Source organism: Azospirillum sp. NS33 (assembly GCF_059703765.1).
In genome coordinates this window covers 39,928-53,644 of record NZ_BAAKJB010000018.1, presented here as the reverse complement: position 1 = coordinate 53,644, position 13,717 = coordinate 39,928, and the positions used below count along the sequence as shown (strand labels likewise).

At 75.2% G+C, this 13,717-nt stretch carries 12 protein-coding genes; 2 read left to right on the top strand and 10 right to left on the bottom strand.

The features are described 5' to 3' along the window. Positions 1-7: 7 nt before the first annotated feature. A complete protein-coding gene (locus AC6H2I_RS16805) occupies positions 8-874 on the bottom strand; it encodes a YicC/YloC family endoribonuclease (protein WP_497501906.1) in 867 nt (288 codons plus the stop codon). A gap of 116 nt (positions 875-990) precedes the next feature. On the opposite strand from AC6H2I_RS16805, the gene AC6H2I_RS16800 reads away from it, so the two are divergent. After that, on the top strand, positions 991-1,752 hold the full coding sequence (locus AC6H2I_RS16800) for an SDR family NAD(P)-dependent oxidoreductase (protein ID WP_497501825.1): 762 nt from the start codon (positions 991-993) through the stop codon (positions 1,750-1,752). A 15-nt stretch (positions 1,753-1,767) separates the two neighbouring features. Here AC6H2I_RS16800 and AC6H2I_RS16795 read toward each other — a convergent pair whose 3' ends face one another. From AC6H2I_RS16795 to AC6H2I_RS16760, 8 genes are all read right to left on the bottom strand, one after another. Further along, positions 1,768-3,243 (bottom strand): tetratricopeptide repeat protein, encoded by a 1,476-nt coding sequence (locus AC6H2I_RS16795; RefSeq protein ID WP_497501824.1) that lies wholly within the window; start codon positions 3,241-3,243, stop codon positions 1,768-1,770. A 121-nt stretch (positions 3,244-3,364) separates the two neighbouring features. Continuing rightward, complete coding sequence (locus AC6H2I_RS16790) at positions 3,365-4,477, bottom strand: CgeB family protein (protein ID WP_497501823.1); 1,113 nt, start codon at positions 4,475-4,477, stop codon at positions 3,365-3,367. Continuing rightward, entirely contained in the window at positions 4,477-5,583 is a 1,107-nt protein-coding gene (locus tag AC6H2I_RS16785; protein ID WP_497501822.1) for a CgeB family protein, read from the bottom strand. Before AC6H2I_RS16785 ends, AC6H2I_RS16790 begins: the two co-directional genes overlap by 1 nt. Then, the gene (locus AC6H2I_RS16780) at positions 5,583-6,737 is read right to left on the bottom strand and encodes a CgeB family protein (RefSeq protein WP_497501821.1); all 1,155 of its coding nucleotides are present in this window, start codon (positions 6,735-6,737) and stop codon (positions 5,583-5,585) included. The genes AC6H2I_RS16785 and AC6H2I_RS16780 overlap by 1 nt, the downstream gene beginning before the upstream one ends. Positions 6,738-6,876: 139 nt before the next feature. Then, a complete protein-coding gene (locus AC6H2I_RS16775; protein WP_497501820.1) occupies positions 6,877-7,986 on the bottom strand; it encodes a glycosyltransferase family 4 protein in 1,110 nt (369 codons plus the stop codon). 37 nt (positions 7,987-8,023) lie between these two features. After that, positions 8,024-9,337 (bottom strand): TIGR04295 family B12-binding domain-containing radical SAM protein, encoded by a 1,314-nt coding sequence (locus AC6H2I_RS16770; RefSeq protein WP_497501819.1) that lies wholly within the window; start codon positions 9,335-9,337, stop codon positions 8,024-8,026. Positions 9,338-9,353: 16 nt separating this feature from the next. Next, the gene (locus AC6H2I_RS16765) at positions 9,354-10,418 is read right to left on the bottom strand and encodes an SDR family NAD(P)-dependent oxidoreductase (RefSeq protein WP_497501818.1); all 1,065 of its coding nucleotides are present in this window, start codon (positions 10,416-10,418) and stop codon (positions 9,354-9,356) included. After that, positions 10,415-11,533 (bottom strand): NAD-dependent epimerase/dehydratase family protein, encoded by a 1,119-nt coding sequence (locus AC6H2I_RS16760; RefSeq protein WP_497501817.1) that lies wholly within the window; start codon positions 11,531-11,533, stop codon positions 10,415-10,417. The genes AC6H2I_RS16765 and AC6H2I_RS16760 overlap by 4 nt, the downstream gene beginning before the upstream one ends. A 317-nt stretch (positions 11,534-11,850) precedes the next feature. Here AC6H2I_RS16760 and AC6H2I_RS16755 point away from each other — a divergent pair, with 317 nt between their 5' ends. After that, positions 11,851-13,191 carry an ABC transporter substrate-binding protein gene (locus AC6H2I_RS16755; protein WP_497501816.1) on the top strand — a complete coding sequence of 447 codons (1,341 nt, stop codon included), beginning with the start codon at positions 11,851-11,853 and terminating at the stop codon, positions 13,189-13,191. Positions 13,192-13,197: 6 nt separating this feature from the next. Here the strand turns inward: AC6H2I_RS16755 and AC6H2I_RS16750 are convergent, their stop codons facing one another. Beyond that, entirely contained in the window at positions 13,198-13,632 is a 435-nt protein-coding gene (locus AC6H2I_RS16750) for a MerR family transcriptional regulator (RefSeq protein ID WP_497501815.1), read from the bottom strand. Between the last annotated feature and the right edge of the window lie 85 nt (positions 13,633-13,717).

Genomic DNA, 13,717 nt, shown 5'->3' with positions numbered 1-13,717 from the left:
CGTCCCGTCATTCGATGTTCTGGACCTGCTCGCGGAGCTGCTCGATCGACGCCTTCAGCGACAGACCGATGCGGGTCAGCTCGACGTCGGCCGATTTGGAGCAGAGCGTGTTGGCTTCGCGGTTGAATTCCTGGCACAGGAAGTCGAAGCGCCGCCCGATCGCCGCACCCCCGGCCAGCAGGTCGCGGGCCGCCTGGATGTGGGCGCGCAGGCGGTCCAGCTCCTCGCGCACGTCGGCCTTGGCGATCAGCAGCGCCGCCTCCTGGGCCAGCCGTTCCTCGGGCAGGGCGGGGGCGGCGTCGAGCAGGGCGGCGACCTGCGCCTTCAGCTTGTCGCGCAGGGCCTGGGGCTGCAGCGACGCCGTCGCCGCCGCCGCCTCGACCAGGCGGGCGATCGCGTCGAGGTGGCCGGTCAGCACGCCGACCAGCCGTGTTCCCTCCTCGGCGCGCGCCGCGGCCAGGCGGCCGATCAGGGTCGCGAGGTCGGCCTGCAGGCCCGTCTCGATGCGCGCGCGGGTGTCCGTCTCGTCCTCCTCGACCGGTTCGAGGATGCCGCGCACCGCCAGCAGCGCGTCGAGGCGGGGCGGCGCCGCCCCCTCGCCCTCGATCTCGCGGGCCAGTGCCAGAACCTGGGTCAGCAGGTCCCGGTTGATGCGGACCTGCGACACCGCGGCGGTGCGGGTGAGCGTCAGGGTCAGGTTGACCGAGCCACGGGCGAGGCGCTTGGGGATCTCGGCCCGGGCCAGCGCCTCGATCTGGTCGAACCCGGACGGCAGGCGGCAGCGCAGGTCCAGGCCGCGGCCGTTGACGCTCTTGGCCTCGAAGGTCCAGGAGACCCCGTCGGCGTGGCCGTCGACCCGCGCGAAACCGGTCATGCTGGCGACGACGGGGGTTTTGGCGGTCAAGGGCGGCCTCGAGTGGTATGGATGGGCGGGTCGGGCCGAGTTATAGCCCGCCTGTCCCACACCAACAAGCGGCGAGGCCCCCCACCATGCGCGACCCCCGCACCATCGTCGTCACCGGGGCGTCCAGCGGCATCGGCGAGGCGCTGGCCCTGGCATACGCCGCACCCGGCGTCAGTCTCGGCCTCACCGGGCGCGACCCCGGGCGGGTCGCCGCGGTCGCCGACCGCTGCCGCGCCGCCGGCGCGGCGGTTGAGGCGGCGGTGCTGGACACCACCGACGCCCCGGCCATGGCGGCCTGGCTCACCGCCCTCGACGCGCGGCACCCGGTCGACCTGGTGGTCGCCAACGCCGGCGTCTCCGCCGGCACGGGGCGCGGCGGCGAGAGCGAGGAGCAGGCCCGGCGGATCTTCGCCGTCAACCTCGACGGGGTCCTGAACACGGTGTTCCCGCTGCTGCCGGCGATGCGGGCCCGGCGCCGGGGGCAGGTCGCGCTGATGGCCTCGCTGGCCGGCTTCCGCGGCTTTCCCGGCGCCCCCGCCTATTGCGCCAGCAAGGCCGCGGTGCGGGTGTGGGGCGAGGCGCTGCGCGGCGACCTCGCCGGCGACGGGGTCGGCGTCTCGGTGATCTGTCCCGGCTTCGTGCGCAGCCGGATGACGGCGCGCAACCCCTTCCCGATGCCGTTCCTGATGGACGCGGACCGGGCGGCGGCGGTGATCCGGCGCGGCCTCGCCCGCAACCGGCCGCGCATCGCCTTTCCCCTGCCGATGGCCGCCGGGGCGTGGCTGGTCGCCGCGCTGCCGGCGCGCTGGAGCGATCGGCTGCTGCGCGGGGCGCCGAGGAAACCCTGAGCCGGGCACCCCGGCTCAGACGTTCACGCAGGCGCCGACATGGGTGAAGGTGAAGCGCGCGTCGATGGCGACCTCGGGGAAGGGGACGCCATGGCCGGGATGGGCGCTGTCGTGGACCAGGCAGCGCCCGGCGATCAGCGGCCAGACCCGGCGGGCCAGGAAGCGCTGGTCACGCAGCCGCCCGCCCTCGGCCGCCGCCGCCTCCGCCGCGATCCAGGGGGCGAGCGGCGGCAGCACGCCGGCCCGCCCGCCCCACATGCCGGCGAGCATCAGCTCGGTGTGCAGCGGATGGTCGCGCATGACATGGAAGGGAAGGCCGGAGGCGATCCAGGCGTCGACCGCCGCGCGCTCGCGGCGGTTCACCCGGGCGTCGGCGTCGCGGCACAGGAAGCGCTCGACCGTCGGATCGTCGGCCGCCAGGAAGCGCCAGTAGAGCCCCTCCGCCGGCCCGCTGCCGGGTGCCATCGCCACCGTCTCGGCGCCGGCGGCGGCCAGTTCGGCCAGCACCGGGGCGGGCACGGAATCGTCATGGTAGATCCGGCAGGTCCAGCCGGGATAGACCGCCGCGGCGAGGTGCACGTTCTCTAGCGCGCCGCGGGTGTAGAGCGGCGCCGTGCCCCACAGGCTGAAGGCGATCACCCGGCGCGTGCGGGCCGCGCCGGCGTCGTCGTTGTAGTCGTCGTTGTAGTCGTCGTCGTCGTCGTCGGCGGCGGCGGCGGCGGCGGCGGCGGGCGGCGGTTCCGCACGGCCGGCCGCGTCCGCCTTGCGGGCCAGCAGGGCGCCGCCGGCGGCGCAGGCCTCGGCGGTCCGGCCGGCGTGGAACAGCGCCACGGCGTGGAACTCGGCGCTGTCGAGGTGACCGGGGGCCAGGGCGGCGGCGTGGCGGAAGCCGACGGCCGCCTGGGCCAGATGCCCGGCGTTGAAGGCGGCCACGGCGGCGCCGTAGACCATGCGGTGGGACTCCGGGGCGAGGACCAGGGCGGCGCGGTGCGCGGCGATGGCGGCGTCCCAGTCCCGCAGGTCGAAGAGGGCGTCGGCCAGGGCGCCGGCGAGCTGGGCGTCGGTCGGCCGCAGCCGCAGGGCCTCGCGCAGGGGCGCCGCGGCGCCGGCGGCGTCACCCTGTTCGAGGGCGTTGCGGGCGGTCGCCGCCAGCGTGTCGGCCAGGGCATCGGCGGCCGCCGCGGCCCCGAGGGCGAAGGCGCGGCGGTAGGCCGCCGCCGCCGCCTCGGCCCGGCCGGCGGCGCGCAGCAGGTTGCCCATGTTGGCGTGCATCTCCGCGGCGTCGGGGCGCAGCGCGACGGCGCGGGCGATCCGCGCCAGCCCGGCCTCGACCCGCCCGGTCTGGCCCAGCAGGATGCCGGACAGGTGCAGGGCGTCGGGCTGCGCGGGGTCGGCGTCGAGGACGCGCCGGTACAGCGTCTCCGCCTCCTCCACCCGGCCGGCGGAGTGCAGGTCGAACGCCAGCAGGGTCGCTTCGGCGATGGTGGCCATGTCCGGTGTCTGGTGGATGAGGGCCGACGGACCGCTTCCTGTCGGCCGGCCATGCTGGCCTTCGAAGGCGAGACCCGTCAAGTCACTCCCGCCGGGGCGCCCGCGCCCGGGCTCCCGGGGATCACCGCGCGCCGGCCGCCAGCGGGCTGGCCCGCACCTCGTGCACGTAGGCTTCCAGCTCGGCGGCGCGCCGGGACCCGGTGTGGGCCGCCAGCACGCGCCGCCGCGCCGCCTGTCCCATCGCCCGGGCCCGCGCCGGGGGGGTGTCGCGCAGCCAGCGCATCACCTGCTCGGTCCCCCGGTCGCCGTCGTCGGCGACGAGGATCTCCTCGTCCGGCGTGAACAGGGCGTCCAGGCCCTCCCAGCGGTCGCTGACGATGGGCGTGCCGCAGGCCGCCGCCTCGAACAGCCGCACGCTGGGCGACCACCCCGCGGCGATCATGTCGGTGCGGGTGACGTTCAGGGTGAAGCGCTGGGCGTTGTAGAAGCGGCGGTGCGCCGCCGGCGCCAGGTGGGCGATCCGCTCCACCGCGGCCGGCCAGGCGATGGCGTCGGGGTATTGCGGTCCGGCGACGACGAAGGCCCCCTCGCCCCAGCGCCGCGCCGGTTCCACCAGGAGGCGGTCGAGGGTGGGCTGGCGGTCGGGGCTGTAGGTGCCGAGATAGCCGAGGTCCCAGCGCGCCGGCCCCGGCTCCGGGTGGTACGCCTCGGGGTCGACCGAGCAGTGCAGCACGCGCGCCCGCGGCGCCCCGTGGACGCGCTCCAGCCGGTCGAGGGTCGGCCCGCCGGTGAACGAGAGGTAGAGGTCGAAGCCGGGGATCAGCTCCGGCGTCAGGTACTCGCACTCGCCGCGCTCCAGCCGGGCCATGGTGACCGGCGTGTCGATGTCGTAGAAGGCGCGCACCCCCTCGGCGGTCTCCTGCACCCAGGCCGCGACCGCCACGCCGTCGGGCACGTAGGAGCCGACCACCACCAGGTCGGCGCCGCGCACCGCCGCGGTGTGGCGCCCGGCCAGCTCGTCCAGGCTGTCGTAGAGGGCGACCCGGCAGTAGCCCGGCCGCGGCAGGTCGCGGTTGTCGGCGTACCACGGCTTGTCGCGCTCCAGGAACAGCACGTCGTGGCCGCGCGCCGCCAGGCCCTTGAGGAGGGCGCGGAAGGTGGTGGCGTGGCCGTTGCCCCACGAGGAGGTGATCGACAGGCCGAGAACGACGACGGAGAGCGCGCGCGCCGCCATCACATCCCCTCCGCCAGGCCGAGCGAGGCCACGGTGGCGCCCGACAGCAGCGCCTCCACCAGCACGGCGCGGTGGGCGTAGGTGTGATGGGCCAGCACCCGCCGGCGCGCCGCCGCGCCGATGCGCCGCGCCCGCTCCGGCGACAGGGCGGCCAGATGGGCGGCGACGGCGGCACCGTCCTCGGCCACCAGGATCTCGTCGCCCGGCTGCAGGAAGCGATCGATGCCGACCCAGGCGTCGGTGATCAGGCAGGCGCCGGCCGCGGCGGCCTCGAACACCCGGGTGGCCGGGCTGTAGCCCATGTCGGCCATGCTGGAGCGGCTGATGTTGAGGACCGCCTTGGCCGAGCAGTTCAGGGCGTTGTGGTCGGCCGTGTAGACGTGGCCCAGCGCGCCGACGTTGGCCGGCATCGGCTTGTCGTGCCAGCCGTTGCCGCCCAGCAGGAAGCGCTGGCCGGGCAGCCGGGTGGCGGCGTCGAGGAAGAACCGCTCGACCCGCTCCTCGCGGTCGGGCAGGCGGTTGCCGAGGAAGGTCAGGTCCGCGGCGAACCGGGGGTCGGCGGCCACGGGGTGGTGCGTCTCGGGGTCGTGGGCGTTGTAGACGGGGACGCAGACCTGGGCGCCCAGGGCGGTGAACGCGCGCACCACCGGGGGGCCGCCGCCGTAGGTGAACACCAGGTCGTACATGGGCAGCAGCGGGCGCAGCCGGTCCATCGGGTTGGCGTTGATGGCCGCCAGGGTGGCGGGGGCGTCGACGTCCCAGTAGACCGCCAGCCCGTCGGGCCGGCGGATGTCCAGCACGCCGGCGGCCAGCTCGTCGTCGAACACGCCGACGCCGCTGGCCTTGACCACCACGTCGGCGTCGCGCGCCGCCTCCAGCGCCCGCTGCACGCCGTCCTCGGTGGCGGGATAGACGACGACCCGGGCCCAGGGCGGGTCGGCCATGTCGCGGTGCTTCTGCCGCTCGTAGGCGTCGGGCTCGTAGAAGGTGATCCGGTGGCCGCGGCCGGCGAGCGCGCGGATGATGCCGCGGTAGTAGGTGGCGGCCCCGTTCCAGTAGGCGGAGACGAGGCTGGAGCCGAAGAAGGCGATGTCGAGACCGGCCATCAGGCGATGTCCTCACGTTCGGGTGTGGCGGCCGGCTCGGGGCGGCCGAGTGCGGCGCACACCGCCAGCAGCTCGTCGACCCGGTGGCCGCAGGTGTGGCGGGCCAGCACGGTGTCCAGCCCGTGGCGGGCCAGGGACGCCGCGAGCGCCGGGTCGTGCAGCACGCCGCCCAGGGTGTCGGCCATGGCCCGCCCTGTGCGGGCGACGAGGTAGTCGGTGCCCGGGCGGAACAACCCCTCGGCGTCCTCCCACGGCGCGCAGACCAGGGGGATGCCGCAGGCCAGCGCCTCGAACACGCGGATGGTGGGGATGCCGGGCAGGAGGGTGACGTACGGGCGCCGCGGCACGTGGACGGTCACGGCGTGGCGTGCGAACACCGCCGGCGCCCGGTGGTTGGGCAGCCAACCGGCGTAGGCGATGCCGGCCTCGCGCAGCGCCGCCAGGGCGGCGACGGGGTAGCGCACGCCGTGCACCCGCGCCGCCAGCCGCAGCGTCCGCACCGGCTCCAGCAGGAACTCGTGCAGTTCGGCGGTGCGCTCGTCGTCGCCCCAGTTGCCGATCCACACCAGATCGCCCGCCGCGGGCTGGTCGGGCAGGGGGTGGAACAGGGCGGTGTCCGCCGCCTCGTGCCAGGTCCAGACCCGGCGCCCCCAGCCGAGGGCACGGTAGCGTTCGCTCAGCACCTCGCCGAAGGCGAGCACCCCATCGTAGGCGGCGAGGTCGAGGCGGGCCATTGCCGCGGGCTGCGAGACCACGCGGTGGTGGGTGTCGTGGAACAGCAGGCGGAACCGCCCGCCCGCCGCGCGGCGCCGGCCGACGGCGGCGACCACCGCCGGGTCCGTCCATTCGTGCACCAGCACCACGTCGGCGTCCTCCAGCGCCGCTTCGACCGCGCCGGGCAGGGCGCCGGCGGCATCCGCCGCGGTGGCGTCGTAGAGCGTCGAGTCGAGGCCGGGGAAGGCGTGGTGGAAGGCGGTCAGCGCCGCCGGCCCGGCGTCGGCCAGCAGGTTGGCGCGGCTCCACCCGCCCGCCGGCTCGAACACCTGGACCGCATGGCCGCGGGACAGCAGCTCGCGCACCACCCCGCGCAGGAAGTGGGCGTTGCCGTGGTTCCAGTCCGAGACCAGGGAGTGGTAGAGGAGGACGAAGCGCATCGGCTCCCGCTGCTTTGGGTTGCCAAGGGGGTGTTCCCCACTGTGGGGATCGACAAGGGGCTTGCGAAGACTGGAAAGAGCGGTACGCCGCGCGTCCGATGGCACGCGGCTCGTCGACCTAGGACCCCGGCCGGGGGGCCTAGACGGTCGCCGTGACGGCGCTCCGCCCGGCGATCGCAAGGACCGGCGGCACGCCGCCCAGCAGCGCGCCGTATGCATCGAGATAGCCCCGGGTCATCCGGGCTGCGGTGTAGCCAAGGGCGCGGCGCCGGGCGAGGGCGCCCTGCGCCCGCCGCCGGCCGGGATCACCGGCCAGCGTCTCCAGCGCCCGGGCGAGGGCGCGGTGGTCGTCCGGCTCGACGAACAGCGCCGCCCCGTCCCACAGCTCGCGCAGGCTCGGGATGTCGCCCAGCACCAGCGCGCAGCCCGACAGCGCCGCTTCCAGCGCCGCCAGCCCGAACGGCTCGTAGCGTGCCGGAAGGGCGAACACGGCGGCCTCGCCGTAGCGCGCCGCCAGGGCGTCCGGCGCCAGCCGGCCGAGTGGGCGGACGTGGCGGGGACGGCGCGGCGCCCCGTCCGGCCCGCGCAGGTCGCCCGCCACCAGGACCGGCCAGGGCAGGCGCGGCGCCACGGCGTCGAGCGCGGCGATGTTCTTGGCGTCGTCCCACACCCGGCCGGCGCTGATCACCCACGGCCGCTTGCGGCGCGGCCGGAAGCGCGTGGGGTCGCGGCCGTTGTGGACGGCGCGCGCCCGCGCCAGCGGCCCGTAGTGCTGGCGCAGGGCGTCGAGCATCGCCGTGGTCGGGGCGACCACCAGGCCGGCGGCGCCCAGGCCCTCGGCGACACGGGCGGCGTAGGCCGCCCAGCCGCCGGCCGGCGCGTCGGCCCGGTGCACCGCCCGCCACCACGACAGGACGCAGGAGTGGCCGGCGCACAGCACCGGGGCCCGGAAGGGCAGCGCCGCCTGTGCGTAGCCGTTGACGTGGACGAGGTCGGGGCGCAGCCGGCGCTCCAGGGCGAGCAGCCAGTCGCCGGCCCGGCCGAGATCCTCCTCCGGGTCGGCCATCCATTCCAGGCGGAACGGCGCGTGCTCGATGGCGAGGCCCGGCACCTGGCGGGCCGCCGCCCGGCGCTCCCGGTCCGGCGCCGGACCCATCACCGCCAGGGTGGTCGCCACGCCGTGCCGTGCCATGCCGTGGGCCAGTTGCAGCGCGTAGTCCCAGACCCCGCCCACGGCGTCGGCGGTCATCAGCACCCGGGCGGGCGGGCGGGCCGGCGCGCCCACCCTAGCGCGCGCCGCCGCCGCTGGCGCCACCGCCGAGCGCGCCCTCAAGCTCCGGGATGGGCAGCGGCCGCTCCTCCTGCAGGTCGCAGAAGGCGGCGTGGTTGGTCAGGTAGTGGTCCACCGCGCGTTCCCACGCCGTGTCGTCGGGCAGTCCCCAGCGCTGCCGGTATTCCGGGGACCCGGGGTAGGGGAACAGCGGCACCGGGTCGTTCGACCACACCCCGTGGTCCCGCATGCGCGCCCGCCACGCGGTGATCTCCGCCGGGTCGTCGCTGGTCGAGCGGATCAGATTGGCCTGCACGAAGGGCACCACCGCCTTGGCGAGGATCAGGCGTTCGCTCAGCGCGTCGGTGTCCATGCGGCATTTCTTGGCCAGGGCGGCGCGGCCCTCCACCGTCAGACTCTCGACCCCGGCCTCGATGGACACGCACCCGGCGTGCCCCAACAGCGCGATCATCGGCGGCTGCCACAGGTCCAGCCGGGTCTGGATGCCGAACGACACCGGCCGCGCGGCCAGGGCCTCCAGCAGGGGTTGGTTGGGCAGGAAGATCTCGTCGATGAAGTAGACGTATGTCACGCCCTGGGCGATCAGCCCGTCCAGCTCGGCCAGGACGGTCTCCAGCGGCCGTTTGCGGTAGCCGTCGCGGAAATTCTCCTTGGCGCAGAAGGTGCACGCGTACGGGCAGCCGCGCGAGGTCTCCATCTCGGCGCCGGGGCCGCGCGGCGGCGCGTCGAAGCGGTGGTGGTGGTGGTGGTGCCGGGTCACCCAGGCGTCCGGCCAGCGCAGCGCCGGCAGGTCGGTGAAGCTGGCCGCGGCGGGCCCGCCGTTGACCCGGACGCCGGCGCCGTCGGGCACGCAGACATGCGGCACCATGCGCCAGTCCGACGCCTCGGCGAGACCGACCAGCACCTCCTCGCACTCCCCCATCACCACGGCGTCGGCGCCCAGCTTGGCCAGTGCGGCGCGCGGCGTGGTCGAGCCGTGCGGGCCGACGGCGACCAGGCGGCCGCCGACGCCGCGCAGCGCCTCCACCGTGCGCAGGGGAACGCGCAGCTCGGGCGGGGCGCAGCGCCAGAACAGGTAGCTCGGCGCCGTCGTGACCACGGTGACGTCGGGACGGAGCGCCGCGACGCGTGCGGCCACCCCCTCCAGGTCGAGGTCGAGGAGCTGGGCGTCGACGATCTCGGCGCTGTGGCCGGCGCGTTCCAGCAGCGCCTTGGCGTAGCCGTACTCCAGCGGCAGATGGGGCTCGCGGCAGCCGAAATAGATGCTGCCGTCGAAGCTCCAGGGCGGGTTGACGAGCGCGAAACGCAAGGGGTCCCTTCCTTCCTCAGGAGGCGATGCGGTGGGCCGGCGCGGCCGCGCCGGCCACCAGCCAGCGGGCCAGCCGGGTCAGCCCCTCGTCGACGGCGACGCGGGGCCGCCAGCCGGTGCGGGCCGCGAAGCGCTGGGTGTCGGAGACGTACCAGGGCTGGTCGCCGGGCCGCCAGGCGTCGTAGCGCAGCACCGGCTTGCGGCCGATCAGCCGCGGCATCCGCTCCAGCAGCTCGTGCAGGCTGATGGCGTTGGCCGGGCCGCCACCGATGTTGAAGGCCTCGCCCTGCAGGGCGGCGATCCGCTCCTCGGCCAGCAGGACGGCATCGACCAGGTCGTCGACGAACAGCACGTCGCGCACCTGGCGGCCGTCGCCGTAGAGGGTGATCGGCTCGCCGGCCAGCACGCGCTTGAGGAAATGGGCGACCCAGCCCTGGTCCTCCGTGCCGAACTGGTGCGGCCCGAAGATGCAGCTCATGCGGAAGACGGTGGCCGGCAGGCCGAAGGTGCGGGCGTAGTCCAGCACGTACTGGTCCGCCGCCCCCTTCGAGCAGCCATAGGGGCTGATGAAGTCGAGCGGCTGGCGCTCGTCGACGCCCCGCGCGGCCAGCAGGGCGTCGCGCGGGGCGTGGCGCTCGCCCTCGGTGACGAAGGCGACGTCGGCCAGCTTGCCGTACACCTTGTTGGTCGAGGTGAAGACCAGCGGCGGCCGCACGCTGCGGGCCCGGATCGCCTCCAGCAGGGTCAGGGTGCCCGCGGCGTTGACGGTGAAGTCCGCCACCGGGTCGTCCAGGCTGGTGGTCACCGCCACCTGGGCCGCCAGATGGAACACCGCGCCGGCGCGGGCCACGCACGCCGCCACCGCCGGGCGGTCGCGCAGGTCGGCGATCACCGCCTCGACGCGGTCGCCGTGGGTCGCCTGCAGCCACGCCAGGTTGCGCTCCACGCCCGGGCGCGCCAGGCTGTCGAGGATCACCACGTGGCGCCCCTGGGAGGCCAGCCGGTGGGCCAGGTTGGAGCCGATGAAGCCGGCCCCGCCGGTCACCAGGACGCTGTCGGGAAACGCACCGCCGTCCTTCATGCCGACAGGCCCCGGCTGGCGAGTTCGCTGTGCATCTCGTCGATGCGGTCCACCGCGATCTGCCGGCTCAGCCATTCGGCAAGCTCGGTCAGGCCGGCGTCCAGCGGCACCCGCGGTTCGTAGCCGAGCACGGTGCGGGCGCGGGTGATGTCGGGGTAGCAGTGGCGGATGTCGCCGACCCGGCAGCGTCCGGTGATCTCCGGCTGGATGTCCTCGCGGCCCACCGCCGTCGCGAGGGCGGACGCGGCCTCGCGCACCGTGCGGCAGACGCCGCTGCCGATGTTGAAGACGCCGCCACCGGCGCCGTCGACGGTGAGGGCGTGGCGGATCGCCTGCACCGCGTCGTCGACGTGGACGAAGTCGCGGCGCTGCAGGCCGTCCTCGAAGATCAGCGGCGGCTTGCCGTTGAGGAGGCGGGTCGCGAAGTTCGCCAGCACGCCCGTGTAGGGGTTGGCCAGGGCCTGGCGGGTGCCGTAGCAGTTCCAGAACCGCAGGGCCACGGCGGGGAAGCCGTAGGTCTCGCCGATCATCAGGCACAGCCGCTCCTGCACGAACTTCGACAGGGCGTACACCGACGCCAGGGTCGGACGCATGTCCTCGTGGGTTGCGGCCGGGCGCACCCCGTGGCGCCCGGCGACCTCGGGCTCCCAGCGCCCGGCGCGCATCTGTTCGACGCGGCGCGGCCCGACCTCGACCGGCCGGCCGGCGTCGTCGACGTAGAGCCCTTCGCCGTAGACGCTCATGCTGGAGGCCACGACCAGGCGTTGCACCGGGCGGTCCGCCAGCGCCTGCATCAGGACCGCCGTGCCGTGGTCGTTGGTGCCGACGTACTCACCGACCTGGAACATGCTCTGGCCGACCCCGACCTTCGCCGCGAGGTGCACCACCATGTCGGCACCGTCCAGCGCCGTGGCCACCGCGTCGGGGTCGCGCACGTCGCCCAGCTGCAGGTCGACGTCGGGCGCCAGGTAGTCGGGCCGCCGGCCGGCGTCGCCATGGACCTGCGGCTCCAGCGAGTCCAGCGCACGCACGCGGTAGCCGGCGGCCAGCAGGCCATCGGCCAGATGCGAGCCGATGAAGCCGGCGCCGCCGGTGATCAGAACGCGGGGCATCATGGGGGGGATCCTCCAGGGCGTCGGAAGGGGACGGGCGGCCGGGCCGCAGGCGGGGGTGCAGGCACTCTGAAGCCGTGAACGCCGCGGCCACGGCTCCGGTTCCCCATGTCTTTCGATGCCTCCGCACGGGCCCGTATGTCGTCCGACGTGGGGTCCGGCGGGCTGCTCGACCGGCGCGGAGGGGGGCGGTCGGCCCCCTGTGGGCGGCTTCGAACCCAGTGTGCCCGATGCAACCGCCATGACGGAAAGGCGAGGGTGGGCTAGACTGTCCGGGGAACGCCGAACCGGCTGGAATACCACGAAGGGAGTGGCGTGCGATGGCGGTCTGGACGGTTCCGGCGGTCGCGGCCTCGACCCTGCCGCGGGCGCGGGCACGGGCACGGGCACCGGCGCTGACGCTGGCCCTTGCCGTGGCGGCGGCCCCCGGCGCGGCGGCGGCCGGTGTCACGGTGACCCTCGCCTGCTTCTCGAGCCCCGGCTTTGCCGAGGCCTGCCGGACCGCGGCGGTGGCGTGGGAACGGCGCACCGGCAACACGGTGCGGCTCCACTACCAGCCCGAGGACACCACCGACGTCCTCGCCGAGGACCTGGCGCTGCTGGAGTCCGGCTCGGCGGAGGTCGACGTGTTCCAGGTGGACGTGATCTGGCCGGGGGTGCTGGGCCGGCACTTCGTCGACCTCGCGCCGTACGTTCCGGCGGAGGATCTGGCCGCCCATTTCCCGCAGATCGTCGCCAACAACACCGTCGACGGGCGCCTGGTCGCCATGCCCTGGTACACCGACGTCGGTGTGCTCTACTACCGCAAGGACCTGCTGGAGCGGTATGGCCGCCCGCCGCCGGCGAGCTGGGACGAGCTGGAGGCGACGGCGCGCGCCGTCGTCGCGGGGGAGCGCAGCCGTGGCGACGGCGATCTCGTCGGCTTCCTGTGGCAGGGGCGTGCCTACGAGGGGCTGACCTGCAACGCCCTGGAATGGATCGACAGCCATGGCGGCGGCACCATCGTCGAAGCCGACGGGCGGGTGTCGGTGGACAGCGCCGGTGCGGTCGCGGCGGTGGACCGCGCGGCCGCCTGGATGGGCACGATCACCCCGTGGGCGGTGCTGTTCTACGGCGAGACGGAATCCCGCGACGCCTTCCGCGACAGCGGGGCGGTGTTCCTGCGGAACTGGCCCTTCGCGTGGTCCCAGCTCAACGCCGCCGGCAGCCCGGTGGCCGGCCGGGTCGGCGTGGCGGCGCTGCCGCGCGGCGGTCCGGAGGGCAAGCCGACCGGCACGCTGGGGGGCTGGCAACTCGCGGTGTCGCGCCACTCCGCCCAGGTGGCGGCGGCCGTCGACCTCGTCCGCTTCATGACCGGCCGGGAGGAGCAGAAGCGCCGCGCCATCCTATGGTCCTACAGCCCGACCATCGCCGACCTCTACGGCGACCCGGAGGTGCTCGCCGCCAGCCCCTTCCTGGGGGTGCTGCGGCGGTCGCTGGAAACCGCGGTGGCGCGCCCGTCCCGCGTCACCGGGCCGGCCTACGCCGCGGTGTCGAGGGCGTTCTGGACGGCCGTCCACGCCACCCTGTCCGGCCGCGGGGGAGCGGCGCGCAGCCTGGGCGGGCTGGCCTCCACGTTGCGCCCGCCCGCGCGGCCGGGGCGGCCGGAGCGGCCGGACTGACCCGCGTCAGGTGCCGCTTCGCCCGCCCGCGTCACCGGGCGACAGCGCCTCGATGATCCGGCAATCGGCGATCCGGCCGCCGCGCAGGCACTGATGGGCGAGCCGGTCGAGCGCGTCGCGCAGGCGCAGCAGCGCACCGATCTTGTCGTCGACCGCGCGCAGCTGGCCGAGCACCAGCGCGTCCACCTCGCCGCAGGGGCGGTCCGGCTGGTCGGCCAGATCGAGCATGGCGCGCACCGTCTCCAGCGGAAAGCCGAGGTCGCGGGCGCGGCGCACGAAGGCCAGCCGCCGCACGTGGCCGGCGTCGTAGATCCGGTAGTTCCCGGCGGTGCGCGCCGGCTTCGGCAGGATGCCGATCTTCTCGTAGAAACGGATGGTCTCGGCCTTCGTCCCCGTGGCCGCCGCCAGCGCGCCGATGGCCAGTCCCGATTTGCTCGACATCGCCCCTTGACCCTGTAGTGGCTCCAAGGTCCACCTTAGGCGGCGAAGGGCCGGAGCGCAGCACCCGATGGCGCGCCCGGCCGTG